This is a genomic window from Streptomyces sp. NPDC043812 (assembly GCF_056436245.1).
In genome coordinates this window covers 1-24623 of sequence record NZ_JBWKCY010000014.1, presented here as the reverse complement: position 1 = coordinate 24623, position 24623 = coordinate 1, and the positions used below count along the sequence as shown (strand labels likewise).

The following is a 24623-nucleotide window of genomic DNA, read 5'->3' as shown; positions in this document are numbered from 1 at the left end:
TGGTTTTGGCGGTCCGGCCCGCACCACGGGCCGGATCCGCCTCCTGTGGAGTACGGTCGCAGCCTGCGCACAGAGCCGCCTGTGCCGAGGAGCGACCGACACGGAGGACGTGATGGCGGACGGCATAGCGCGTCAGTTGCCCGGGCTGGAGCTGTTGTGGTCGGGCCGCGTGCCGGAGCACGCCGAAGAGGCCGCGGCGCTCGGGCATGTGCTGGACGCCGAGGAGTCTGCGCGCCTGGCCGCCTTCAGGCGGCAGGAGGACCGGGATGCCTTCGCCGTCGCACATGTGACGCTGCGTCGGCTGTTGGGCCCGCGGCTGGGGCAAGCTCCGGGTGAGGTGTCACTCGTGCGGGAACCCTGCGCTCACTGCGGCGGCGCGCATGGACGACCTTATGTTCCGGGCAGGGATGTCCACTTCTCGCTGTCACACACCACCGGCATGGTGATGATCGCGCTCGCGTCCGCTCCGGTCGGTGTCGACGTCGAGATCCTCCCGGATGTCCGCACTGCCGACGACATCACGTCCCATCTGCACCCGGACGAGCGCGCGGAGCTTGCGGGGATGCCCGACGACGAGCGTCCCGCCGCGTTCGGCCGCTGCTGGACGCGCAAGGAGGCCCTGATGAAGGCGATGGGCGTCGGCCTGAGCGAGGACCTGTCGTTCGCCCATGTCGGCGTGGGAGCCCAACCGGCCTCCCAGGAACTGTGGTTGCTGGCCGATGTGCCGACCGACCCCGGCTACACGGCCGCCGTCGCCGTGCGCCGCCCGGGGACGCTCTAGGACCGGTCCGGGCGCAGGACCTAGAGGTCCTTGGCAGGCCAGTCCAGGAGTCGGGCCCCGATCGTCGCCGTCTGCAGGGTGAAGCGGTGCATCGGGTCCGACGGATCGGACCCGGTCAGTCGGTGGATGCGGTCCAGGCGGTAGGTCAGCGCACGAACGCTCAGGTTCAGGCGGCGTGCCGCCTGCGCCGATACGCACCCGGCGTCGAAGTACGCGTGCAGTGTGTCCAGGAGTGGCTTCGCCCCTCCCCTCGCCTGCTTCAGCGGCCCGAGCGCGCTGCGGACCAGATCGGCCATGGCGTCACGGTCGCGGGCGAGCACGGGAAAGACAAGCAGATCCGCGGCGTACAGCACCGGCTCGTCGAGGCCGATGCGATCGGCGAGATCGAGGGCGTTCAGCGCCTCCTCGTACGAGCGGCCCACTCCGCCCGCACCCGGCTGAGGGCGCCCGATCGCCACCCGCCCGCCCTCGGTCGCCGCGTGAGCCTGTTTGGCGAAGTAGCGCACGACCTCCTCCTGATCCGCCGGCACGACGCAGATCAGCCGCCCGTCCTTCGTGGTGAGGAGGATCCGCCGGTCCCCGAAGCGGGTGAACAGCGCCGTCTCGACCATGCGGGTCACCGGATGTGTGTCGTCGTAGGCCTCTGGACTCTCTGCGACACCCACCGCGTGGGCATGGGCGAGCCGCAGCCCGAAGCGTTCGGCCCGCTGGGCAAGTCGGCCCGGGTCGCTGCGGCCGTGCAGCAGGTCGTCGATGAACTCCCGCCGGGCCGCCTCCTCCTTGCGCACCGCCAGTCGCTGCGCCCGCTCGTAGCCACCGGCGAGCGCGTCCACGGCCTGCTCGACCGCGGCGAGCACCCGCTCGGGCGATGTGGTGTCGGGCCAGGCGAACCTCGTCTCGGCCAAGTACCGGATGACCAGGGGGCGAAGACCGTGGCCGGCCTCGGCGGCCTGTTCGCCGAGCATCCTGCGACCGTCGATCTCGTCACGCGTGAGACGCCGCCCGGTCCTGCCGACCTCCCCCAGGATGTCCGCATACCCCGCGAGATAGGCGTCCGGTATCTCCGTCGTTCCCATGCGTTCCCGTTCCATCCCCTGTGCCGCCGTGCCCGGCCCCATCCGCTCCGCTGCGCACACCGTCCCGTCGGCGTCCGCCGACCCATCCGACCCGGCATCGGCACACGGCCGTCGACGGCAGCGGTCCGCCTCCGTCACGTCAGCCGGACCGGCATAAAGAATGCGTCAAGGTTGCCGGAGCCTGGCAATGCAGGCAAGCCTTCCGGACTGTCACCATGGGGCGGCAACAAGGCAGGTGGACGCACCGGATGCTGTGACTCGGCAATGAGGAATGGGGGCGGGTCGTTGAGCGAGTTCGTTTCCGCCGCGTTCGTCTTTCCCACCACCCTGATCAGCGCCGCCCTCGTCGTGGTCGTCGTCTTCTGGGCGTTGGTACTGCTGGGCGCCGCCGACCACAACATGTTCGACTCGGACATCGAGATTCCGGGTGCCGCTGCCGGTCTCGGCACAGTGCCCGTCTCCGTCGCCGTGTCCCTGCTCATCACCGTCACGTGGTTCACCAGTCTCACGGGCACAGTGCTTTTGCGTCGCTCCGACCTCGCGGGAAGCCCGTACGCCGCCCTCGCCTGCGCGGTGCTGGCCACTGCCGCGCTCGTCGCCTGGACCGTCACCCGCTGGCTGGTGCACATGCTGGCGCGGCTCTTCCCCGACGAACCCGGGCCGTCCCAGGACTTCATCGGTATGACGTGCACGATCCGCACCGGTCGGGTGGACGGGCACTTCGGCCAGGCCGAGGTCGCCACACAGGACGGCTCCACCGCCGTCGTGCAGGTCAGAGCGCTGAGCGGACGACGCAAACCCGAGGAACCGCTCGTCTCCGGAGCGATCGGACTGCTCTACGCGTACGACGCCGACGGGGAGTTCTTCTGGGTCATGCCGTACTCGCCCTTCGGCGAGCTGTCCGGCACCAGTTGCTCCTCCGCCGCCTGAGCCACACACCCCGCCCCCGGACACCGGTACCGGATCCGGGCCCGGGCCACGCCCCTCGCTCATTGCTCATCGCTCATCGCTCGAGGGAACGCCATGGATGCCATCACGCTGACGAAGGCCGTCGCCGCGCTCGGGCTCCTCGCCGACAGGGTCACCGCGGCGGAGTCCGCGATCAACAGGGCCGCCAATCCCTGCCATCTGCTTTCCGGTCCCGGACGTGCGGTGCCGTGCCCGCCGCAGTGAACCAACCTGCGGTCACGGCCCGTTCGGCGGCGGAATGCCACCAGGCGGGCGGGGAGGCGCCGGTCACCCGGGCGGTGGGCTGGTCCGGGTGCAGCCCCAGGCGCCACAGCGCATCGGCGCGGACGTGGACGGAGATCCACCCGCGCCAGCGCCCGTCGGGGCCGGGGCCGCAGGCATGACTCCAGAACACCTCGCCGGCGGCGAAGGGCAGCCAGTCGATCCCGCGATCACGCAGTCAAGCGCGGAGGGCGGCGATCGGGCCGGGGCAGCCGCGCACGTTCTCGTAGGCGGCGACCTGTATCCACTCGGCGGCACCGGCCGGTGGTGCGACGTGCGGTGTGCTCATGGTTCTCCCTCGGCGATGGCCCTGATCCGGCGGCCAGTCCCCTCTGTTCGGCGGGTCGTGCTCCGGCGACCGTGTTGCGGCGGTCGTGTTCCCGGCGGTCCCCTTCTGACGCTCCTGAACGGGGACTTGGCCGCCGTCCGGAGCCGTCAGTACCGCTCCGTCAGATGCTCACGGCCGGTGGGCGGTTCGTACGGCTCCGGCCAGAAATCCGTGATCTCCGTGATTCTGCCCTCGGCGTCCCCGGTGAAGAAGGTGATCGCGTACATCTCTTCCAGCCCCACCCTCGCGCGGACCCAGGTCACGACCCGGTCCCCGTCGGCGATCACTCGCTCGACGTACAGATGCCAGTCGCCCGGATACTCCCGGTAGAACTGGAGGAACGCCGCCTTGCCCCGTATGCGCTCACGGGTCTGGGGAAGGTCGTAGACCACCCCGTCGGCGAGGGTGGACGCGAGAGCCGTCCAGTCCCGCCCTTCGGCGGCCGACCAGTGCTTCGTGACCGTGCTGCGCAGATCCGACGCAGCCGTCGATGAACTGTGTGCAGTCATGCGGTGAGTCTGCACCCCGCCACTGACAACGGGACAGGACGGCGGCCACCGGCGGCACCGCTCTCACCGGCCGGGCGACAGGATTGTCCACAGCCCGGAGGTTATCCACAGGCTGAGGAGAGTGTCGGCGGTTTCCGGTTTGATGGAGGGCATGAACCAGGCACACACCACACCCGACATGCCCGGCATGCCCGACTGGGAGAAGCGGTTCCGGGCACCGCGCGTCTCACTGCCCGACTGGGCCGAGGACGCCCCCGACCGCTCGCTGTTCGTCTCCAACGCGACGGGAACGTACGAGCTGTACGCGTGGGACCGCGCGACGGGCGACCGGCGCCAGGTCACCGACCGGCCGAACGGCACGACGGACGGCACGCTCACGCCGGACGGCGAGGCGATTTGGTGGTTCTCCGACACAGATGGCGACGAGTTCGGCGTCTGGATGCGGCAGCCGTTCGGCGGAGGGGAGGACGTGCCCGCGGCTCCTGGCCTGGATCCGTCGTATCCGGCGGGCCTCGCGATAGGGCGGTGCGGCACATCGGTCGTCGGCCGCTCCACCGATGAGGACGGCACGACGATCCATGTCGTACGGGAAGGTGCCGCGCCGGTCGAGATCTACCGGCACCGTGAGTCGGCCGGCGTCGGCGACCTCTCCCACGACGGGACGCTGTTGGCGATCGAGCACACCGAGCACGGTGACGCGATGCACTCCGCGCTGCGGGTGATACGCCTGGACGGTGCGGTGGTGGCCGAGCTCGACGACACCGAGGACGGCACTGTGGAGCTGGGCCTGGAGGTCCTCGGCTTCGCTCCTGTCGACGGTGACACCCGGCTCCTCGTCGGACATCAGCGCCGGGGCCGCTGGGAGCCGATGATCTGGGACGTGGCGACGGGCGAGCAGACGGACCTCGTGATGGACCTCCCGGGTGATGTGAACGCCGAGTGGTATCCGGACGGCACCGGTCTCCTCGTTGCGCACGCATTCGAGGCGCGGGGCGAGCTGTGGCGCTACGACCTGACGTCGCGCGAGCTGACCCGTGTGGACACGCCGACCGGGTCCGTCTCGGGTGCGACGGCCCGCCCGGACCGGACGGTCGAGTACCTGTGGTCGTCCGCCGAGCAGCCGCCGCAGGTCCGCTCGACGAGCGGACGCGTCGTCCTCGACGCCCCGGGCATGAAGGCCCCGGCGTCGGTGCCGGTCGAGGACGCCTGGGTGGAGGGTCCCGGAGGCAGGATCCACGCCCTGGTCCAGAAGCCGGCCGGGGTGAGCGGCCCGTTGCCGACCGTCTTCGAGATCCACGGCGGCCCCACCTGGCACGACAGCGACACCTTCAGCGCCGGCCCTGCGGCCTGGATCGACCACGGATACGCGGTGGTGCGCGTCAACTACCGCGGCTCGACGGGATACGGGCGGGAGTGGACGGACGCCCTCAAGCACCGCGTCGGACTCATCGAGCTGGAGGACATCGCCGCGGTCCGCGAGTGGGCGGTGTCGTCGGGGCTCTCCGACCCGGCGAAGCTCGTGCTGGCGGGCGGATCGTGGGGCGGGTATCTGACGCTGCTCGGACTGGGCACCCAGCCCGAGGCCTGGGCGCTGGGCCTGGCCGCGGTCCCGGTCGCGGACTACGTCACCGCTTACCACGACGAGATGGAGGCCCTGAAGGCCATGGACCGCACGCTCCTCGGCGGTACGCCCGAGGAGGTCCCCGAGCGCTTCGAGGCGTCGTCCCCGCTGACGTACGTCGACGCGGTCCGGGTCCCGGTCTACATCTCGGCCGGGGTGAACGACCCCCGCTGCCCGATCCGCCAGGTGGAGAACTATGTGGACCGTCTGGCGGCCCGCGGAGCGGTTCACGAGGTGTACCGGTACGACGCCGGTCACGGCTCCCTCGTGGTGGAGGAGCGCATCAAGCAGGTGCGCCTCGAGATCGCCTTCGCGGAGAAGTATCTGAAGGCAGACGGGCTCGGAAGCGGAAACGCCGACGGGGACGGGACCGCGGCGCCGGACGGGCACGGCGAGAGGAGCGTTATCGCGCAGGAGAGGTGAGCCGGGCGCGGGCGGCCACCGTCCGCCTTCGGTGGCCTGCCCCGGGACCGGCCCCGGGGCAGGGGGCCGCGGGCTCGTTCCGTACCGTGGAGGGGTGTACCGCTTCCTGCTGACGCCCCGCTGGTGGGGGATCAACGTCTTCGTCCTGCTGGCGATCCCGTTCTGCATCTTCATGGGGTCGTGGCAGCTGGGCAGGTTCGAGGACCGCGTCGACAGCCACCGTGAGGCCGAGCAGCGCCCTGGGCAGCAGAAGCAGACGGCCGCACCGCTCGACGAGCTGCTGCCCGTGGACAAGGAGACGTCCGGTCGGCAGACGAGGGCGACCGGCCGGTACGGCGAGCAATTCCTCGTCCCGGACCGCGAGCTGGACGGCAGGCGCGGCTCGTACGTGCTGACGCTGCTGCGGACGGACGGTGGCAAGACGTTGCCGGTGGTCCGCGGATGGCTCGCCCCGGGCGAGCGGGCACCGGCGGCTCCCGCCGGTGAGGTGACGGTGACAGGCGCGCTGCAGGCCTCCGAGACGGTGGGCACCGACGGGGTGCACACTGCGGGTGGTCTGCCGAGCGGCCAGCTGGGCATGATCAGCGCGGCTTCCCTGGTGAACCTGGTGTCGGACGACGTCTACGACGCCTGGGTCACGCTGGCTCGGACGGAGGGCGGACTGACGCCCGTGCCCGCAGCCGCTCCGGAGAACAGCGGGCTGGATCTGAAAGCGTTCCAGAACCTGGGCTACACCGGGGAGTGGTTCGTCTTCGCAGGGTTCGTGCTGTTCATGTGGTTCCGCCTGGTACGTCGTGAGGCGGAGGCGGCCCGGGACCGCGCGCTGGGCCTGGATCCGGATCTGGCCTGACCGCTCCCGGTCCGGCTTGCCCCGCCCACCCCGCGCCGGCCTCCTCGTGACCCACGCCCTGGTCCGGCATCCTCATGGCTCGCGCCCAGCGCCGGCCTCCTCGCGGCCCGCGGCCTGGTCCGGCCTCCTCGTGAGCCACGACCGCCGGCTCCCTCGTGGCCGCGCGGCCTGGTCCGTCCGGCCCACGTCATCGCCCCGCGCGCCAGGGATCACGATCCCGCTTGCCGGGACCATCGACCTGCCGTGTCCGCCCTGCGGTGTCCGCCGCGCATGCCGTGCCGTGTCCACCGCGTCCGCCCTGCCGCGCCCGCGCGTCTGCCCTGCGGTGTCCGCCGCGTATGCCGTGCCGTGTCCGCCGCGCCCGCGCGTCTGCCCCCGCCGTCGGCCTGCCTGGCTGTCTCCGGCGCTCGGGCCGACCGCCGACCCCCTGGGGTCCGGGCGTCCGGGGGACGGCCCGCGGCTGACCTTCGGTGACTCTGCCTGCCCCGGCTACTGCGCTGCCAGCATCCCCGTGCGGTAGATCGTGCCCGCGCAGGCGTTGGCGACCGTCGCCTGGGTGCTCGCCACTCCGCCCTCGGGGCTGTGGGTGACCACCACGCTGCCGTCCTGCGTGCCGTCCTCGGTGAGGAGCTGCGGCTCCGCGTTCTCCACCGTGGTGTCCGTGGAACCGCCCGAGCCGGCGGAGCCACCCTCGGTCGGCGACGGGTCCGGCGAGGGGTCGCTCGTGGTGGGGCAGGTGTCGGACGGCACCCAGGCGAACTTGACCTCGTACGCCATGGACGGCTGCAGCACCATCGACGCCTGGTCCGCGGACGGGTCGGGCAGACCGCCCGCCGCGTCGCCCGCGGTGTGCGCGACCACGCTGATACGGGCCGGGTCGGCGGCACCCATGGTCTGGAAGCCGACCGCGCCGCCGCCTGGGACGACGCAGTCGCTCCCGGAGACGTTGGAGATGCGGAAGGTGCCGTACACCTTGCCCTCGGGGTCGGGCGAGTTCGTCTGTGCCGAGACACCGAGCTGTGCGCTGCCGCAGGTCGGTACGGCGCCGCCCGCGGTGCCCGGCGGGACCGGTTCGCCCGAGGCGCCGTCCCCGGCGCCAGTGCCGGGCTGGTCACCCGGTGCCGAGCTCGTCGGGTTCTTGCCCTCGGCGTCCTTGCCGCTGTCCCTCGTCGGATCGAGCGGGTCCTTGTCGCCGCCTGTTGCTCCCGGCTCGTTGCCGGTGCCGCCCTGGGCCTGCTCTCCGTGTCCGGCGTTGACCGGGTTGGCGTTCTCGCTGCCGTTGGAGTTCGCCACATGGACGAAGGCGGGGACGGCGGTGCCGATCAGCAGCACCGCGGCGGCGGCGCCGACCAGTGCCTGCCGTTTGCGCGCCCGTCGCGCCGGGACCGCCCGGCGAAGATGGTCGAGCGCGCCGTCCGACGGCTCGAGTTCGTCGACGATGCCATGCAGCATCCTGCGCAGGGCTTCCTCGTCCCCGCCCAGGCCTGTCCCAAGGCCGCCCAGCTCATTTTCCGGCCCGTTGCTCACTTTTTCGTTCCCAGTCCGGTCGTCAAACGGCCCGTCCGGCCCATACTGCTCAAACCTGTGCTTGTGCCCGCTCATGCCGTGGCCTCCATGGCGACGCGCAGCGCCGCGATGCCGCGCGAGCCGTACGCCTTCACGGACCCGAGGGATATGCCCAGGGTCTCGGCCACCTGGGCCTCGGTCATGTCGGCGAAGTATCGCAGCACCAGCACCTCTCGCTGGCGCCTCTGGAGCCCTCGCATCGCCTTGATGAGCGCGTCCCGCTCCAGCTGGTCGTACGCACCCTCCTCCGCGCTCGCCATGTCGGGCATCGGCTTGGAGAGCAGCTTCAGCCCGAGGATGCGGCGGCGCAGCGCGGAGCGGGAGAGGTTGACGACGGTCTGGCGCAGATACGCGAGGGTCTTCTCCGGCTCCCGCACGCGGCTGCGCGCGGAGTGGACACGGATGAACGCCTCCTGGACCACGTCCTCGCAGGAGGCGGTGTCGTCCAGGAGCAGGGCGGCGAGACCCAGCAGCGACCGGTAGTGGGCGCGGTAGGTCTCGGTGAGGTGATCGACAGTTGTGCCGGTGGCCATGGCGTCGTCAGCACCCGGCCGCGGCGCCGGAAGACGCGTGCTTCGCGGCGCGGGCACCGGTGAGATCACCGGCATGCCGCCGGACGGGCGTGCCCTGCGGATCGGGCGCACCGAAGCGCCACGGACCGGGACCACCCCTGGGATGTCGAGAACCTCTGCCACGCCTGTTGGACACGTTCCCCCCCGTCAGGGTTGTACGCGTACGCCATCGTTTTTGACGATGCACTGAATGCCCTCATGCGCACTCGCTTTTCCCCAATGCCCCATTTTCACGATGCCGTTCCGAGGCGACCGCAAAGACGCTTCCCGCCCAACTGCCGGTTGCAGTAAGGGGGGAAGCGAATAATCGAACACTTAGACACCGCAGTTCAAGTGGTACAGACCTTCAATTACCTCACAGGGTGTCCACAGATCCTACTTACCCGTACGGCCATCAGTTGCCGGACCGTGGCCCGGGAACGCGACGGACGGTCGCCGGGCTCAGGACGAGTGCCGGGGCCGCTCCGCCAAAGTGCCCGGCTCCGGGCCGAGTTCCGCGGCGACCGCCTCCGCGATCTGCGCCGAATTCAGCGCGGATCCCTTGCGCAGATTGTCGCCACAGACGAACAGTTCCAGGGCACAGGGGTCGTCCGGGGCCCTGCGCACCCGCCCGACCCAGATCGGGTCGGTCCCCACCACATCGGCGGGCGTGGGGAAGTCGCCCGCCTCCGGATCGTCGTAGAGCACGACGCCCGGGGACGTTGCCAGGATCTCGTGCGCCCGCTCGACCGTGACCTCGTCCTCGAAGCGCGCATGCACCACGAGGGAGTGCGCCGTCAGCACGGGGACGCGGACGAACGTCGCCGCGACCTTCAGCCCCGGCAGGCCGAGGATCTTCCGCGTCTCGGACCGCAGTCCCAGCTCCTCGGACGACCAGCCACCGTCCGCCGGCTCACCCGTCCACGGCACTACGTTCAGGGCGAGCGGCGCGGGTAGCGGACCGAGGCCGTCGCGCAGCGCCCGGCGTACGTCCCCGGGACCGGTGCCCAGCTCCGTACCGGCGACCAGGGACAGCTGGGTGCGCAGCGTGTCCACCCCGTCGCGGCCGGCGCCGCTGGCCGCCTGGTACGAGGACACCACCAGCTCACGCAGTCCGAATTCGGCGTGCAACGCTCCCACCGCGGGCACCAGCGTCAGCGTGGTGTCGTGCGGGCTCGCGACGATGCCGCGCGGCCGCACCCGCACACAGTGCGGATTGACCTCGGGAACGACCAGCGGGACGTCCGGGTCCGCACGGAATGCCGGGGAGTTGTCCACCACCACCGCGCCCTTGGCGACGGCGATCGGCGCCCAGCGCTCGGCCACCTCGCCCGGCACGAGGAAGAGCGCCACGTCCACGCCCTCGAAGACGTCCTCGTCGAGGGCGACGACCTCGCACTCCTCCCCGCGCACGGCCAGCTTGCGGCCGGCCGAGCGCGGGGAGGCGGCGAGTCGTATGTCTCCCCAGATGTCCGCGTGCTGGGACAGGATCTGGAGCATCACCGCGCCGACGGCCCCGGTCGCTCCGACGACCGCGAGCGTCGGCTTGCGGGTCATCGACGCACGCCTCCGTGCCGGCGGTTCATCGGCCGGTGCCTCCGTAGACGACCGCCTCGTCGGAGTCGGAGTCGAGGCCGAAGGCGGTGTGCACGGCGCGCACCGCTTCGTTGACGTCGTCGGCGCGGGTGACCACGGAGATACGGATCTCGGAGGTCGAGATCAGCTCGATGTTCACACCCGCGTCGGACAGCGCCTCGAAGAAGGACGCGGTGACGCCGGGGTTCGTCTTCATGCCCGCGCCGACCAGGGAAATCTTGCCGATCTGGTCGTCGTAGCGCAGCGAGTCGAAACCGATGGCGGCCTTCTGCTTCCCCAGAGCGGCCATGGCCTTGGCGCCGTCCGTCTTGGGCAGCGTGAAGGAGATGTCCGTCAGGGCGGTGGTGGCGGCAGAGACGTTCTGCACGACCATGTCGATGTTGATCTCGGCATCGGCGATCGTGCGGAAGATGGCCGCGGCCTCGCCCGGCTTGTCCGGCACGCCGACGACCGTGACCTTGGCCTCGGAGACGTCGTGAGCGACTCCGGAGATGATGGCGTGCTCCACCTTCTGATCCCCTCGCGGTTCGTTGCTGACCCACGTCCCCTGCAGCCCCGAGAACGAGGACCGGACGTGGATCGGAATGTTGTAACGGCGTGCGTACTCCACGCACCGGTGCAGCAGCACCTTGGAGCCCGAGGCGGCGAGCTCGAGCATGTCCTCCGAAGAGATCCAGTCGATCTTCTTCGCCTTCTTCACGACCCGCGGGTCGGCGGTGAAGACGCCGTCGACGTCGGTGTAGATCTCGCAGACCTCGGCGTCCAGCGCGGCGGCCAGCGCGACGGCGGTCGTGTCCGACCCGCCCCGGCCGAGCGTGGTGATGTCCTTCTTGTCCTGGGAGACACCCTGGAAACCCGCGACGATGGCGATGTTGCCCTCATCGAGCGCCGTACGGATCCGGCCCGGCGTCACATCGATGATGCGCGCTTTGTTGTGGACCGAGTCGGTGATGACGCCTGCCTGGCTACCGGTGAACGACTGGGCCTCGTGGCCCAGGTTTTTGATCGCCATGGCCAGCAGTGCCATGGAGATCCGCTCTCCAGCGGTCAGCAGCATGTCGAATTCACGCCCGGCAGGGATCGGGGATACCTGCTCGGCGAGATCGATCAGCTCATCCGTCGTGTCGCCCATCGCCGAAACCACGACGACCACTTGGTGGCCGTTCTTCTTGGCATCGACGATCCGCTTGGCAACACGCTTGATGCCCTCGGCATCGGCAACGGAGGAGCCTCCGTACTTCTGCACGACAAGGCCCACGTGCGCTCCTCGCTCGGTCTTCTGCAGTCATTACTGCGGTCGGCTCAGTCTATCGAGCAGCCCGGAATCACCCGCCCGTTGTCACATCGTGAGATGTCCCGCTCACTACGTGATCATGGGCGGCTCCCGGGCTGCCCGTACGGGGCCACTGCCCCGGCCCCGGACGGGTACGCGGAGATGTGTGCCATGTCACGCATTCGCGGGCGACGGAACCGCCTCCGGAACCGGACACGTCAGTGGCGGCCGACCCCGGTCGGGGCCCGCCGCCACTGACGTTGCGTACGGTCGCGCTGCTCGACAGCGCTGTGCGTTCAGTGAGCCCGGCGGAGCTCCGGCGGGCCGAGGATCTCCTCGACCATCACTTTGCCGGCCTCCTCCGCGAGCGCGTCCTCGGTGACGTCCTCGTCGGTGTCCAGACCGTCCAGTTCCTGGAGGGGCTGGTCGAGGCGGACATGGGCGACGAGGGACTGCAGGGCGCGCAGAGTGGCGGACGCGGTGGGTCCCCAGTTGGAGAAGTACGAGAACTGCCACCACCACAGGGCCTCGCTGGTACGGCCCGCGCGGTAGTGCGCGAGGCCGTGCCGGAGGTCGGTGACGATGTCCGCCAGGCTGTCGGAGATCCGCGACGGGACCGGCGCCTTACGGGGCTCGTACGGGTCGAACACCTCGGAGAAGACGTCCACCGGGTCGAGGAGGACGGCGAACCGCATGCGCAGATCGTCGACATCGACGTCCGGGCCGGTGTCCGGTTCGTACCGCTCGTCCGGGACGATGTCCTCGTGCGCGCCCAGGCGCCCGCCGGTCAGCAGCAGCTGGGAGACCTCGAGCAGCAGGAACGGCACCGCGCTGTCCGGCTCGTCGCCCTTCGCGACCTCGGTGGTCGCCACGATGAAGGATTCGATCGAGTCGGCGATCTGGACCGCGAAGTCGTCCGGGTCCTGACCTACCGCGTGCAGCATGGCGTCAGACATCGAGCAGTCGTCTCCCCTCGAAGGCACGGCCGAGCGTGACCTCGTCGGCGTATTCCAAGTCTCCCCCTACCGGGAGACCGCTGGCCAGCCGCGTGACCTTGAGTCCCATCGGCTTCACCATGCGTGCGAGGTACGTGGCCGTCGCCTCGCCCTCCAGATTGGGGTCCGTGGCCAGGATCAGCTCCGTCACGGCGCCGTCCGCGAGACGGGCGAGCAGCTCACGGATCCGCAGATCGTCGGGCCCGACGCCCTCGATGGGGCTGATCGCCCCGCCCAGGACGTGGTACCGGCCGCGGAACTCTCGGGTCCGCTCGATCGCGACGACGTCCTTCGGTTCCTCCACGACACAGATGACGGCCAGGTCGCGGCGGGGGTCACGGCAGATGTTGCACTGCTCCTGCTGGGCGACGTTGCCGCACACCGCGCAGAAGCGGACCTTGTCCTTGACCTCCAGCAGCGCGTGCGCGAGGCGGCGGACGTCCGTCGGCTCGGCCTGCAGGATGTGGAAGGCGATCCGCTGCGCGCTCTTGGGACCGACGCCGGGCAGCCTGCCCAGTTCGTCGATGAGGTCCTGAACCACGCCTTCGTACAACGGAACGCCTCTCCTGAAGTGCTTGCTGCTTACGGTAGTTGGTGAAGGTGGCGCTTTAGAAGACGCCCGGGCAGCGGGTTCAGAAGGGCATGCCCGGCATGCCGCCGAGGCCCTGGGCGAGCGGGCCGAGCTTGTCCTGCTGGAGCTGCTGGGCGTTCTCGTTGGCGGCCTGGACCGCTGCGACGACGAGGTCCGCGAGAGTCTCCGTGTCCTCGGGGTCGACGGCCTTCGGGTCGATGACCAGGGCGCGCAGCTCGCCGGAGCCGGTGACGGTGGCCTTCACCAGGCCGCCGCCCGCCTGACCCTCGACCTCGGTCTGCGCCAGCTCCTCCTGGGCACTGGCCAGGTCCTGCTGCATCTTCTGGGCCTGCTGGAGCAGCTGCTGCATGTTGGGCTGGCCACCACCGGGAATCACGGTCACTCCTGTCCGTACGTTGCTTCGGTACGGCCGAGCCTACGTGGTGGGCGGACGCCGTGCCCCATCCGGCGGTGACCAACTCTTTCGAGTGAGAGCCACCCCCTGCGACCAGGCTCCTCTACCTGATCAAGACGCCCGTGCGGGCGGAAATACGGGGTTCCCGGGCACACAGCCCACCATTCGGCGGTATGAAGGGCGTGCACGTCGGCGGGCGTATCAGAACGCACGCGCGCACCGTACGTCACACGGTGTAACGTCAGCATCTTTTGAGCACCTTTTCAGCAGAGCCGTAGAGGTAGAGGAGCGCACCGGTGAGCCAGCCGGAGATGCAACCCGGGGGGCCGGCCCGGGAGGAGCGCGGCACCGTGCCGCTGGGTGATCTGACCGGGCGGGCGTTCCCGCTCGGCGACTGGGGAGAGCCCGCGGCCCGCCTCGACGAGCTCTACCGCTGGGTGGAGGCGGACGCCCTGCGCACGGCCGACTGGTATCTGACGGACCGGGCCGGCAAGCGGCGCTTCGCCCGGCTGCTGCGCCTGGGCACGGCGCTGGGTGCGGTGGCGGGGGCGGGCCTTCCGCTGCTCGACCTGACGGACGCGGTGGACGGCGGGGCGGGCTGGGGCTATCTCTCCCTGCTGCTGGCCGCGGCCTGCATGGCGTGCGACCGCTACTTCGGCCTCACCGCGGGCTGGATGCGGAACGTGGCCACCGCGCAGGCGGTGCAGCGGCGGCTGCAGGCGCTGCAGTTCGACTGGGCGTCGGAGAGCGTACGGGAGGTGCTGGGCCCGACGGAGGGCACGGCGAGCGAGGCGGCGGAGCGGTGCCTGGGGGTGCTGCGGCGCTTCTCGGAAGACGTCGCGGAGCTGATCCGTACGGAGACGACGGACTGGATGGCCGACCTGCGGTCGGGGCCGGCGCCGCTGCGGATGGCCACGCTGTCCGCGCCCCGCGCGGACGTGGGCGCCTCGTCGCCGCCGGGGGCGGGTGTGGTCCAGGGCCGCTTCCCACTGCCGCCGGGCACCCGCCCGAACATGCCGCGTCAGCGGCCCCCGGAGCCGCCGCGCTGAGGGGGTGGCCCTGCCTGCGAGGGCAGCGGGGTCAATGCCTGCCCGTCGGAACGGCGCACGCCGCGCGGGGCGGGTCCAGCATTCTCGGCCGCTTCCTCGGCCGGGTGGGACTCCGACGCATCCGTTTCCACGGCCTCCGCCACTCCACCGCGACGCTGCTCCCGGAACAGGGTTTCGCCCTCGTCGTGATCAAGGAACTCCTCGGCCACGCCCACGTCCTCGTGTACGGGGATTGCGGTGGTACCAAAATCCCCGTACACGACACCGGGACAATCAGTCGAGGTCGAGCACCTTGGCCGCCTCGTCTGCCATCGCCGCCTCGCCCGCCGCGTTCGGGTGGACCGGGACGATGTTCGTGCCGAAGAGGAGCGGCTCGATCCAGCGGGTGCCGGCCGGGCTGCAGGCGTCGTGGCCCTCGGATGCCGGGGCCATGTCGACGAACGTCACCCCGGTCTCGTCGGCGGCCCGCTCGACGGCCGCATTCAGGTCGGCCTGCATCCCCCGCAGGTAGGGCACATCCCCTTTGGCGATCGGCAGCTTGAGGAAGCAGTCCGGGACGCTCCGCTCGGGCACGATCCACGGGTAGCCGAGGATCGCGACGTCCGCCCTGGGGGACGTGGCCTTGATCCGGTTCAGCGCCGCCTTGATCGCGGGGTACGTCTTCTGCTCGATCTCGTCCGAGAAGCTGCTGCCGTAGGTGTCCTTGCAGGGGCTTCCGTGGCCGGCCGTGAGCACGCCGAGGCCGCCGCAGGCGACGACGGCGTTGATGAAGGTGTTGTTGTCGTTGCCGCCGATGGTCAGCGTGACGAGGTCGGTGTCGCCGGTGAGGGCGTCGAACTGCGGGGGCACGCCCGGGTACTGGGACCGGGTGAAGTGCTCGGTCTTCGCGGCACCGCAGGTGACGTCGGTGAAGTCCGCACCGGTCCGGTCGGCGAGCAGGTTCGGGTAGTTCTTCGTGGTGCGGGCGCACAGCAGCGACGCGGACGGGTCGAGGGGGAGGATGCCCGACCCCGCGCTGAAACTGTCGCCGAGGGCAACGTAGTTGAGCGGGTCGGGGGTGGCCTGGACGGGCGTGGCGGTGCCGAGTCCGACGGCGGTGGTCGCGGCGGATGCGACGAACGCCGACAGGACTCGGTTCGGGACGCGGAACGGCATGGGGCGCTCCTTCAGGCGGATGATGCGGCTCTGGGCATGATTCGGCGCCCAGGCGCCGGTCCACGGAGCCACGACCTGTTCACCAAGGCGCGTTCACCCGATCGGTGCAGGAAGCGTAGGGGCGGGCCCCGGTGGCCGCTCCTGTGACTGCGTCACAACTCCCGTCGCCTTTTTCGTGAGCCGTCACGAACGCGTGGCGGGAAATATGTGCTTGTTCCCTGCCTGGTCACTGCGCGTGCCCAAGGGGCCGTGGGTGCGACGGCGCCGGGAGTGCCCCGGGCCGTCGCACACGTCGCGGACCGTCAGAAGACGTACTCGTAGCCCTGCCAGCCGGAGGCGAACTTCACGCGGCCGGCGAAGGTCGCCGTCCCGCTGCGGCCCGTTGCCGCGTAGCGGTAGACGTCGCCGGCGGCGTTGATGCCGATGAGGTCGGCGATGCCGTCGCCGGTCATCTCGCCCGGCGAAGCCAGCTCGGTGTACGTGTTCCAGCCGCCGCCGATCAGGATGCGCGGCGCGAAGGGCGAGGTCACGGAGCCGGTGCCCTTGTACAGGTACAGCCGGCCCTCGTAGGTACGGGCGATCAGGTCGGGGCGGCCGTCGCCGCTGTGGTCGCCGCCGCTGACGAGCGTGTCGTACACGTGCCAGCCGCCGCCGACGCGCACGCGGGTGTCGAGGGGCTGCTCCGCGGCGACCCGATTGCTCTTGTGCAGGTACAGGGAGCCGTCGAACCCGAGGCCCACCACGTCGCCCTTGCCGTCACCGGTGAGGTCACCGGGGCCGACGATGGTCGCGTAGCTGTTCCACTCCTCGCCCTCGCCGAGCCATCCGATGCCTTCGGTCCAGGCATAGCCCGGACCGATCTCGACGAGGTGGGCCTTGCCGTTCTCGTTGAGCGCGGAGCTCAGGGTGCCGTCGAAGTAGCCCTTCACATTGGTGCCCTTGTGCACCGGAGCGCCGAGCTTCCCGTCCGCGAACGCTGGCCGCAGGTAGATGCCGTCCGCGCCGTCGATGGTCAGCACCTCGTGCTTCCCGTACGCGGGCAGACCGCCGCCTCCGGCGTACAGCAGGACGTTCTGCCCACCGCTGCCGTACGCCTGGCGGGTGGCGAACTTGCCGCCGCCGGCTGCCAGATAGCGGTACACGGTCCCGCCCGGTGTGCGGGCGAGGAAGTCCGCGCGGCCGTCCTTGTTCAGGTCGTCGGCGGCGATCAGCTGATTGAAGATCTGGAAGCCGGAACCGACCTTGACCCGTGCCTTGAACGGCGCGCCCGTCGCAGAGCCCGTGCCCTTGTAGAAGTACAGGTCGCCGGCCACGGTCCTGCCGAGGATGTCGCCGATGCGGTCGCCGTCGACATCACCGGTGCCGACGAGCTGGTCGTAGATCTGCCAGCCGCTCCCCACCTCGACGCGGGAGGCGAAGAGGCCCGACGAGGCAACGCTGCGGTAGAGGTAGAGCTTGCCCTCGGGGGTGCGGCCGAGCAGGTCCGGCCGTCCGTCGCTGGTGACATCGCCCGGCGAGAGGATCTTGTTGTAGATCTGCCAGCCGTTGCCGATGGGCATGCGGTACGTGGTGCCACCGGTGCCGGACGCCTCGTATGCCGCCAGCTCACCGTTGGACCACAGGGCCAGCAGGTCGGGGGCCTTGGTGCCGTAGATGTTCCCGACCGGGACGATGTCCTTGGGGCGCCTCTGGGCGTCGTTGTTCTGGCCGACCGTGAAGCCCGCGGTCGTCCCGCTGCCGCTGAGCGCGATCGCGGTCGTGCCGTCGGCCCGCAGTTCGACCCGGTCGGTGAGACCGTCACCGTCGACGTCGTATCGCGGGGCCGGTGCCGCGGCGGCGGCCGCCGCAGGGTCCGCGGCCGGGCTGCCGACCAGGGTGACGGCGACGATGCCCGCGACGACGCCTGCGGCCGCTATGGCCCGCAGCCGGGACGTACGTGAATGGATCAAGAAACCCTCCCCTTGCATCACCGCGCGCTGCGCGGCCTCCGCGGACGTCGGGCCGACCGTTCAGGTCCCCACCCAGGTCGGGCCCGTGTCCGAAAACGCGCGGATCGTAGCAGCTAGGGGCCGGTCCCGGCGTCACGGGGCGTCAGTTGCCGGTGTCGCGGTTCCCGCACGTGGACTGCGATCGCGCGTGCCGCCACCGCTCCCGTCAGCGCCGCCGGTTCGAGGTCAGCGCACGGGCCACGATCGGGGGCAGGACCTCCCGCGCCACGCGGCGGGCCAGCGACGGGCGGCGGCCCGGTGCCGCCTGCGGCGCGGCAGCGACCGGTTCCGGGGCATGGGGCTCGGGCAGGGCCGTGGTCATCGCCGCCGGAAGCGGCTCGTGGCGGGACGTCGGCGGGGGCGGAGGAGCCGCTTTGGGGCCGCTGATGCGGATCAGCGGGACTCCCGCGACCTCCTCCACGCCGTGCCAGAAGTCCGTCCGCGTGTCCAGGAACTCCCGCAGCGCCTCGCGTACCGGCGCCGGGTCGCCCCAGGTGCCGTACAGCTTGGTGCCCGTGATCACGATCGGCCGCAGGCCCTCCGCCGCCACCGCGCCCCATACCGCCGCCGCGACACCCGGGCAGTGTTCGGCACGGAAGTCGTCGAAGGCCACGATGCCTTCGGGCAGCAGCAGTTCACGGGCCGCCGCGACATCGCCCCGCACATGCTCGTAGAGGTGGGACGCGTCGACATGGACGAATCGGCAGCTGGCGGCGTCGACGCGGGAGGTGATCACGGAGGTGGGGGACTGCACCACCGTGGGGAGTTCGTCGTGGAAGGAAAGGTAGTTCGCCTCGAAGGCCCGGCGGGTCAGGGTGGCGTACGAGCGGTCCATCTCGGCGCTGTTGGGGTCGTCCGGGGCCTTTGAGTCGAACAGGTCGCAGACCGTGAACTTCTCCCCAGCCTGTGGATAACGCCCGAGGAAGATCGCGCTCTTGCCGAGGTACGCACCGAGCTCCAGCAGGTCGCCGCGTACTCCCCGGGCGTGCTGGTCGTCGAGGAACCAGTCGAAGAGAAGCTGATCGACCGGCCGGAACCAGCCTTTGACGTCGCCGAACCGCAGGGGCCTGGGCAGGTCCGGAGACGTCGGGGGCAGTGATGTGGACAGGGGCTGTGACTGTGGCATGCCCGGTCAACTATGCCGAGGTGTCGGGAACCCCACGCGCACGTTACGAGCGCCGGACGATCCGGAACACGTCAGCTGAAGATGATCATCGAGCCCTGGCCCAGGCTCCGCGTCGCCGCTGCGTGCAGGCCCAGCCACACGTGCCGCTCCCGCGCGAACGGGCTCTCGTCGTAGGGAATCGGTCCGGCAGGTTCCTCCAGCGCCGTGGGGCGCTCCGGGGGCTGCGGCGCTGCCGGGGGGTTCGCCGGGTCGATGCCGATGGAAGGGGCGACGTACTCCAGCTCCCGCAGCAGGCCCTGGGTGGAGCCCAAGGGGCCGCCGCCTTCGAGCAGTTCGTCGTTGAACAGGGGTGCCGCGAAGTCCACGGGGACGTACGCGCCCGCGTGGTCGTAGTGCCACACGAGATGCGACTGCTGTGCCGTGGACTCGAACATCTCCAGCAACTGCTCGTAGTCACCGCCCAGTTCGTCCACCGGTGTCACCGCGAGCCCGCACAGTTGCAGCAGATACGCGCGCCGCAGGAAGTGCAGCGCGTCGTAGTCGAACCCCGCGACCGGCGCGACATCGCCCGAGAGGCCCGGCATGTAGGCGAAGACGGGCACGGTCGGGAGACCGGCGCCGGTCAGGGCCTTGTCGTAGGAAGCGATCTCTTCGGCGAAGGGATTGTCGGGGCTGTGGCACAGCACATCGACAAGGGGGACCAGCCACAGGTCACAGGCCAAGGGAAGGCTCGCTCTCAGCGGGTTCGGTTACGGGCGGTGCGGGGCGGTTCCGTGCGGCCGGTTCGGTGCGACCACGGTGGAGGAGGGTGGACGGGACAGCGTAATGCCGCCGCTTCGGACGGCGAAGAGGGCCCTTCACCGCGTACCGCCCTTCGCTCCCACGTCCCATACCCAGACTCCGGCCACACGCTCCCCCGGCCGGCCGAGCAGTTTCGTGACCGTCTCGTACAGCGCGGCCTCGTTGTACTGCGGCCCCAGGACCAGCACACCCGCCTTCCAGGCCGCGAGGTCCGCCCGGGCCTGCGCCTGCCAGTTGGGGCCGATGACAGGGACGCGGCCGCTGTTGCGGACCTCACCGAGGAGGTTGGAGGTGTGGCGCGGGGTGGCCCCGTAGATCCCGATGCGATCGGGTCCCCACGGCCCGTTGAAGTAGCCGCCAGCGACGGAAAAGCCGAGGCCCGTCTCCGACTGCCAGTACAGGGCCTCCGCGCTGCCGGGCGTCGGCAGCGGCACGGTGACCAGGGACTCGCCGTCGCCGAGGTAGGAGCGGTAGGTGCCGTGGGCGATGAAGCCCGGGACCGGCGGCCGCTCCCGTACCGGATACGGCGTCGGCAGCACCGGCACCAGCGCCGCGGCCAGCGCGGTGAAGCCCACGATCCGGTTGACCCGGACCCCGGAGGCCGCGAGCCGGTCGGCGGCGAGCGCGAGCAGCATGCCGAACAGCGGGGCGCAGATCATCGCCACCCGGGACTCGATGACGGACTCGAACAGCGGCTGGTGGGCGAGCGCCCGCCACGGCCCGGTCAGCACGATGTCCGTGTACGGGATGCGGAACTTCGGTCCGAGGGAGAGGAACGCGGCCGCGACAGCGGTGAACGCCAGCGCCCGCACCAGCCCGAGCCGCCACAGCCGCACCACGATCGCCGTCGCCAGCGCGATCAGCGGCCAGCCGAAGAACGCGTTCTGCTCGGTGCGGTTCATGGCGAGCGGATCCGCCCCGGCATCCGTCCCCAGCAGGGCGCGCCCGGAGAACTGGAGGAAGGCGAGAGGGCTGTTGCCCGCGTTGTCGCCGTGCAGCACGCTCTTGTAGCTCTGCGGCCCGAAGAACTGCCACCCGAGCGGGAACACCACCAGCGGCAGACACACCAGCGCGGCGATCCCCAGCCCGCGCAGCAGCGGTCGCCACGCCATCCGCGCGACATCGCGCCGCGCGAGCGCGTACGACAGCGCGAACAGCAGCATGCCGACGGCGGCGAGCAGCAGTGGCTCCTCACCGAGGAAGATCTGGTACGTCGCGAAGAGGCCCAGCAGCACCCCGTCCCGGCGCACGTTGCGGCCCTCGCAGAGCCGGAGCGCGCGGTCCACGATCAACGGGATCATGAACAGGACGAGGAAGTTCGGGTGTGCGTTGCCGTGCGAGATCATCGGCGGCGCGAAGGCCGCGAAGGCGCCGCCGAGCGCGGCCGCCCATCTGTTTCGGACGAGCCGCCGGGCGATCAGCCAGTACCAGGTGGTCGCGGTCGCGGTCAGGCCAAGGGTGAGGACGAGTGCCCAGGTCACGGTGGGGCCGAGGGTCAGCGTGACGGGCGTGAGGGGGACGGACAGGCCGAGCATGACCGTGTTCGCCATCAGGTTCACGCCCTCGGGATGCCCCTGGAGGGTCGTGAAGAGCGGATTGCGCAGATGCACGACGTTGTCGGCGGTGACCGCGAAGAACCACTCCCACTGGTTCTGGTCCTGCCCCGCGTCGCGCAGATAGCCGCGGTCGAGGTCTGTCCACAGCCCCTTGTAGAGCAGCACGGACGCCAGGAGGAACAGCCCGGTGACCGCGAGGTCGACGCGGCGCACGGCACGTGCTCGCAGCCGTACGAGTTCCAGCAGCACCCTGCCGTAGTCCGCGGGGCGCACCTTGGAGCCCGCGACGTGCGACCAGCGCACCGGGACCTCGGTGACCGGCCAGCCCTCACGGCGGAAGAACCGCAGGATCTCGACGTCGATGCCCCAGCCGGTGAGTCGGGAATCGGCGAACGCGGCACGCGCCTTCTCGCCGTCGAAGAGTTTGAAACCGCACTGGGTGTCGCGGATGCCGGGCACCGCGACGGCACGTATCAGCCGGTTGCCCATGCGGCCGAGCCATTCGCGCAGCCGCCGCTGATGCACCTCGATCCGGGCTTCGGGGTGGGCGCGGGAAGCGATGGCGGCCGCGGCGCCGGTGGCGGCGAGCTCGTCGTCGAGGCGGTCCAGTTCGCCGATCGGGGTGGCGAGATCGGCGTCGGTGAACAGCACGCGCCGGCCGTAGGAGGCGAGCACGCCCATGCGCAGCGCAGCTCCCTTGCCGCGGTTGTGGTCGCCGGAGACCAGCTGGATGCGCGGCTCCTCGGCGGCCGCCTCCTGGGCGATCTTCGCTGTGGCGTCGGTGGAGCCGTCGTCGACGACGATGAGCTCCCACTCGCCCCAGCGCTCCGGGTCTTCGCGGAGGTGGGCGCAGATTGCGTCGAGCGTCGGCCGCAGCCGTATCTCCTCGTTGTACGCGGGGACGACGATGCTCAGGTCCACGCTCACCGCTGCTGTCCCGGACGCCGTTGCTCCAGCCGGTCCGCCCAGGCCAGGGAGTGGGAGTTGTAGGACTGGATCTCGACGCGCACGCCCTCCGTGTCGCCGCGGGTCACCGCGTCCACGACAGCCTCGTGGCCGCTCCACAGCCACTCCGCCAGGTCCGGGTCGGAACGCAGATACGGCACGGCGAACACCCACGCCTGCACGCGCAGCCGGTGCAGGAAGTCGGAGATGTAGCGGTTGGCGACGAGGGCGCCGAGCTCGCGCCAGAACCGCAGGTCGTAGCCGATCAGGATGTCCAGGTCCCCTGCGCGAGCCGCCCGGGCGGCCTCCTCGGCGCGGCGGCGCACCGAGACGAGCGACTGGAGGTCGACGGGCGCGGCCCGGCGTTCGACGCGGTGCCGGAAGACGCCGTCCACGATCAGGGATCGCGCCTCGACCATCGTCCGGTAGTCGTCGATCGAGAACTCGTGGACCTTGAACCCGCGGTGCTGGTCGGAGTCGAGCAGCCCCTGCGCGGACAGGTCGACGAGCGCCTCCCGCACCGGTGTCGCGGAGACGCCGTACTGCTCGGCGATCTGTTTGACCGTGAACTCCTGCCCGGGCTGCAGACGCCCGGCGAGCACCTCGTCACGCAGCGCGTCCGCGATCTGCTGTCGCAGGGTGCTGCGTGTGACGGCGGTGCCGTTGCCGTTGCCGGGCATCTCGTGGCCTTCTCCTTCTGCTGCGGTTCCGGACACGATAGGCCAGGGGTCATGGCGGGATCGTGGGGCATACGGTCCGGACCGTGACAGAAGCGAGGCGGACGTGAGCGATGTGTTCGAACCGGCGACCGGTGACGGGGCGCAGGTGGCCGGGGAGGGACGGGCGGCAGAGGTCCGCACGGCGTTCGAGGGCATGCTGCAGATCCGCCGTGTGACGAACGCCGCGGCCGCCGATCCGGCGGCGGTGCCCGCGCCCTGGGAGCGGAACCGGATGGTGCGCGCCGTTGCGCTTGCTCTGGAGGCGGCCGGCTTCGCGCCGTCCGCGATGGACGGGGACGGCGCGAGGACGGCGACGGGCTACCGCGTCCGCCCCGGCGAACGGGAGCACACGGTGTACGTCGAGTGGCTGGGCCCGCCGGGCAGCGGCGCGGCCCACGCGGAGGAGACCGAACTCACGGCGTGCGCGAAGGCGCTGGCCCGCGTGGGCTGGGAGGCGCTGCTGTACCGGGGACCGCGCCGCCGGCGCTTCCTGGAGGTGGAACCGGGGGCATGAGCGTGACGCCGCGGGGGCGCCTTCAGCAGCCGCCCGGACGCGCGTACACCGTGATCCGCGCCCGACCGACCAGTACCTCGCCGCACGCGTCGAAGTGCGTGCGCAGCACCTCGCGGTGGGCTGTCCCGTACGGAGTGGGCGCGATCGCCTGCGCGGAGCCGCGCGGCCAGCCCCTGTCCGGGCGGTCTTCTCCGGCTGCCGCGCTCCCCCAGCCTTCGGCCGGGTGGTGCCCCCACCGCCTTGCGATGCGTCCCCTCGGCCCTGGCGGGCCGGGGAGGCCCCATGCATCTGACGCCGCGGGCCGATCCTCAAAGATCGCCCGGACAGGACCTAGTGACCTGAGTCGGAGATTCGTCGTTGGTCTGGTGTGACTGATGCGAGTCGTCCTGGGCCGAAGATCCCACCGGTGGTGCTGAGTGATGTCGAGCGGGAGATGCTGCAGTCGTGGGTGCGTCGCCGTTCGAGCGCTCAGGCGTTGGCGTTGCGGTCGCGGATCGTGCTGGAGTGCGCGGAGGGTCATGCGATCGCCGAGGTCGCCCGGCGGCTGCGGATCACTGCCGACACGGTCCGCACGTGGCGCCGGCGCTTCCTCGAACGCCGGCTGGACGGGCTGTGCGACGAACCCCGTCCCGGTGTTCCGCGGAAGATCACCGACGCGGATGTCGAGCGGGTGATCGTCAAGACACTCGAGGAGACGCCGAAGAACGCCACGCACTGGTCGACGCGGTCGATGGCCGCGGCGACCGGGATGTCGCAGTCGGCGATCTCCCGGATCTGGCGGGCGTTCGGCCTGCAGCCGCACCGGGCCGAGACGTTCAAGTTGTCCAGGGATCCTCTGTTCGTGGACAAGGTCCGCGACGTGGTCGGCCTGTATCTCGATCCGCCGGAGCGGGCACTGGTGCTCTGCGTGGACGAGAAATCGCAGATCCAGGCCCTGGACCGGTCCCAGCCGGTCCTGCCGATGATGCCCGGGGTGCCCGAACGC

Annotated in this window: 23 protein-coding genes and 1 pseudogene; 9 read left to right on the top strand and 15 right to left on the bottom strand. The window is 70.7% G+C overall.

Annotation, left to right across the window (positions count from 1 at the left end; translation table 11 throughout):
- Positions 1–112 precede the first annotated feature (112 nt).
- Positions 113–781 (top strand): 4'-phosphopantetheinyl transferase family protein, encoded by a 669-nt coding sequence (locus tag AC067Z_RS21075; protein WP_478791087.1) that lies wholly within the window; start codon positions 113–115, stop codon positions 779–781.
- A 20-nt stretch (positions 782–801) separates the two neighbouring features.
- On the opposite strand, the gene AC067Z_RS21070 is transcribed toward AC067Z_RS21075, so the two are convergent.
- Complete coding sequence (locus tag AC067Z_RS21070) at positions 802–1857, bottom strand: PucR family transcriptional regulator (protein WP_478791086.1); 1056 nt, start codon at positions 1855–1857, stop codon at positions 802–804.
- Positions 1858–2142: 285 nt separating this feature from the next.
- On the opposite strand from AC067Z_RS21070, the gene AC067Z_RS21065 reads away from it, so the two are divergent.
- Complete coding sequence (locus tag AC067Z_RS21065) at positions 2143–2787, top strand: hypothetical protein (protein WP_478791085.1); 645 nt, start codon at positions 2143–2145, stop codon at positions 2785–2787.
- 93 nt (positions 2788–2880) lie between these two features.
- Entirely contained in the window at positions 2881–3030 is a 150-nt protein-coding gene (locus tag AC067Z_RS21060) for a hypothetical protein (protein WP_478791265.1), read from the top strand.
- A gap of 492 nt (positions 3031–3522) precedes the next feature.
- Here AC067Z_RS21060 and AC067Z_RS21055 read toward each other — a convergent pair whose 3' ends face one another.
- A complete protein-coding gene (locus AC067Z_RS21055; RefSeq protein WP_478791084.1) occupies positions 3523–3924 on the bottom strand; it encodes a nuclear transport factor 2 family protein in 402 nt (133 codons plus the stop codon).
- 142 nt (positions 3925–4066) lie between these two features.
- Between AC067Z_RS21055 and AC067Z_RS21050 the strand changes: the two genes are divergently transcribed.
- Both AC067Z_RS21050 and AC067Z_RS21045 read left to right on the top strand, forming a co-directional pair.
- A complete protein-coding gene (locus AC067Z_RS21050; protein ID WP_478791259.1) occupies positions 4067–5968 on the top strand; it encodes a S9 family peptidase in 1902 nt (633 codons plus the stop codon).
- Between the two features lie 94 nt (positions 5969–6062).
- The gene (locus tag AC067Z_RS21045; protein WP_478791083.1) at positions 6063–6818 is read left to right on the top strand and encodes an SURF1 family protein; all 756 of its coding nucleotides are present in this window, start codon (positions 6063–6065) and stop codon (positions 6816–6818) included.
- Between the two features lie 489 nt (positions 6819–7307).
- On the opposite strand, the gene AC067Z_RS21040 is transcribed toward AC067Z_RS21045, so the two are convergent.
- The 7 genes from AC067Z_RS21040 to AC067Z_RS21010 form a co-directional block, all read right to left on the bottom strand.
- The gene (locus AC067Z_RS21040; protein ID WP_478791082.1) at positions 7308–8345 is read right to left on the bottom strand and encodes a hypothetical protein; all 1038 of its coding nucleotides are present in this window, start codon (positions 8343–8345) and stop codon (positions 7308–7310) included.
- Positions 8346–8416: 71 nt separating this feature from the next.
- Positions 8417–9079 carry a SigE family RNA polymerase sigma factor gene (locus tag AC067Z_RS21035; RefSeq protein ID WP_478791081.1) on the bottom strand — a complete coding sequence of 221 codons (663 nt, stop codon included), beginning with the start codon at positions 9077–9079 and terminating at the stop codon, positions 8417–8419.
- A gap of 318 nt (positions 9080–9397) precedes the next feature.
- Entirely contained in the window at positions 9398–10492 is a 1095-nt protein-coding gene (locus tag AC067Z_RS21030; protein ID WP_478791080.1) for an aspartate-semialdehyde dehydrogenase, read from the bottom strand.
- A gap of 25 nt (positions 10493–10517) precedes the next feature.
- Entirely contained in the window at positions 10518–11789 is a 1272-nt protein-coding gene (locus AC067Z_RS21025; RefSeq protein WP_478791079.1) for an aspartate kinase, read from the bottom strand.
- 311 nt (positions 11790–12100) lie between these two features.
- On the bottom strand, positions 12101–12760 hold the full coding sequence (locus AC067Z_RS21020) for a DUF5063 domain-containing protein (RefSeq protein ID WP_478791078.1): 660 nt from the start codon (positions 12758–12760) through the stop codon (positions 12101–12103).
- Positions 12753–13352 carry a recombination mediator RecR gene (recR, locus tag AC067Z_RS21015; protein ID WP_215183943.1) on the bottom strand — a complete coding sequence of 200 codons (600 nt, stop codon included), beginning with the start codon at positions 13350–13352 and terminating at the stop codon, positions 12753–12755. Before recR ends, AC067Z_RS21020 begins: the two co-directional genes overlap by 8 nt.
- 79 nt (positions 13353–13431) lie before the next feature.
- Positions 13432–13767 carry a YbaB/EbfC family nucleoid-associated protein gene (locus AC067Z_RS21010; RefSeq protein WP_478791258.1) on the bottom strand — a complete coding sequence of 112 codons (336 nt, stop codon included), beginning with the start codon at positions 13765–13767 and terminating at the stop codon, positions 13432–13434.
- Positions 13768–14081: 314 nt separating this feature from the next.
- On the opposite strand from AC067Z_RS21010, the gene AC067Z_RS21005 reads away from it, so the two are divergent.
- Positions 14082–14834, top strand: coding sequence for an SLATT domain-containing protein (locus AC067Z_RS21005; RefSeq protein WP_478791077.1), 753 nt, complete (start codon positions 14082–14084; stop codon positions 14832–14834).
- A pseudogene (locus AC067Z_RS21000) lies at positions 14831–15040 on the top strand (hypothetical protein); the annotation flags it as partial. The gene AC067Z_RS21005 and the pseudogene AC067Z_RS21000, both read left to right, overlap by 4 nt.
- A gap of 67 nt (positions 15041–15107) precedes the next feature.
- On the opposite strand, the gene AC067Z_RS20995 reads toward AC067Z_RS21000, so the two are convergent.
- The 6 genes from AC067Z_RS20995 to AC067Z_RS20970 form a co-directional block, all read right to left on the bottom strand.
- The gene (locus AC067Z_RS20995; RefSeq protein WP_478791076.1) at positions 15108–15989 is read right to left on the bottom strand and encodes an SGNH/GDSL hydrolase family protein; all 882 of its coding nucleotides are present in this window, start codon (positions 15987–15989) and stop codon (positions 15108–15110) included.
- A gap of 302 nt (positions 15990–16291) precedes the next feature.
- A complete protein-coding gene (locus AC067Z_RS20990; RefSeq protein WP_478791075.1) occupies positions 16292–17938 on the bottom strand; it encodes an FG-GAP repeat domain-containing protein in 1647 nt (548 codons plus the stop codon).
- 205 nt (positions 17939–18143) lie between these two features.
- Positions 18144–19103, bottom strand: coding sequence for a class I SAM-dependent methyltransferase (locus AC067Z_RS20985; RefSeq protein WP_478791074.1), 960 nt, complete (start codon positions 19101–19103; stop codon positions 18144–18146).
- Between the two features lie 71 nt (positions 19104–19174).
- Positions 19175–19825 carry a hypothetical protein gene (locus AC067Z_RS20980; protein ID WP_478791073.1) on the bottom strand — a complete coding sequence of 217 codons (651 nt, stop codon included), beginning with the start codon at positions 19823–19825 and terminating at the stop codon, positions 19175–19177.
- Between the two features lie 135 nt (positions 19826–19960).
- Positions 19961–22387 (bottom strand): dolichyl-phosphate beta-glucosyltransferase, encoded by a 2427-nt coding sequence (locus AC067Z_RS20975; protein ID WP_478791072.1) that lies wholly within the window; start codon positions 22385–22387, stop codon positions 19961–19963.
- Entirely contained in the window at positions 22384–23085 is a 702-nt protein-coding gene (locus AC067Z_RS20970; protein WP_478791071.1) for a GntR family transcriptional regulator, read from the bottom strand. Before AC067Z_RS20970 ends, AC067Z_RS20975 begins: the two co-directional genes overlap by 4 nt.
- 103 nt (positions 23086–23188) lie before the next feature.
- Here AC067Z_RS20970 and AC067Z_RS20965 point away from each other — a divergent pair, with 103 nt between their 5' ends.
- Together AC067Z_RS20965 and AC067Z_RS20960 are read left to right on the top strand one after the other, a co-directional pair.
- Positions 23189–23638: a hypothetical protein gene (locus AC067Z_RS20965; protein WP_478791070.1), complete on the top strand. Its 450-nt coding sequence runs from the start codon at positions 23189–23191 to the stop codon at positions 23636–23638.
- A gap of 367 nt (positions 23639–24005) precedes the next feature.
- On the top strand, positions 24006–24623 hold a 618-nt coding region (locus AC067Z_RS20960), incomplete at its 3' end, for an IS630 family transposase (RefSeq protein ID WP_478791069.1).

What these genes read in the sequence shown, in the direction of transcription:
- AC067Z_RS21070 (WP_478791086.1), bottom strand. Translation starts at nt 1,857, where the DNA reads ATGGGAACGACGGAGATACCGGACGCCTATCTCGCGGGGTATGCGGAC.
- AC067Z_RS21020 (WP_478791078.1), bottom strand. Translation starts at nt 12,760, where the DNA reads ATGTCTGACGCCATGCTGCACGCGGTAGGTCAGGACCCGGACGACTTC.
- AC067Z_RS20995 (WP_478791076.1), bottom strand. Translation starts at nt 15,989, where the DNA reads ATGCCGTTCCGCGTCCCGAACCGAGTCCTGTCGGCGTTCGTCGCATCC.
- AC067Z_RS21060 (WP_478791265.1), top strand. Translation starts at nt 2,881, where the DNA reads ATGGATGCCATCACGCTGACGAAGGCCGTCGCCGCGCTCGGGCTCCTC.
- AC067Z_RS20970 (WP_478791071.1), bottom strand. Translation starts at nt 23,085, where the DNA reads ATGCCCGGCAACGGCAACGGCACCGCCGTCACACGCAGCACCCTGCGA.
- AC067Z_RS21050 (WP_478791259.1), top strand. Translation starts at nt 4,067, where the DNA reads ATGGAGGGCATGAACCAGGCACACACCACACCCGACATGCCCGGCATG.
- AC067Z_RS21055 (WP_478791084.1), bottom strand. Translation starts at nt 3,924, where the DNA reads ATGACTGCACACAGTTCATCGACGGCTGCGTCGGATCTGCGCAGCACG.
- AC067Z_RS21030 (WP_478791080.1), bottom strand. Translation starts at nt 10,492, where the DNA reads ATGACCCGCAAGCCGACGCTCGCGGTCGTCGGAGCGACCGGGGCCGTC.
- AC067Z_RS20985 (WP_478791074.1), bottom strand. Translation starts at nt 19,103, where the DNA reads ATGCCACAGTCACAGCCCCTGTCCACATCACTGCCCCCGACGTCTCCG.
- AC067Z_RS21075 (WP_478791087.1), top strand. Translation starts at nt 113, where the DNA reads ATGGCGGACGGCATAGCGCGTCAGTTGCCCGGGCTGGAGCTGTTGTGG.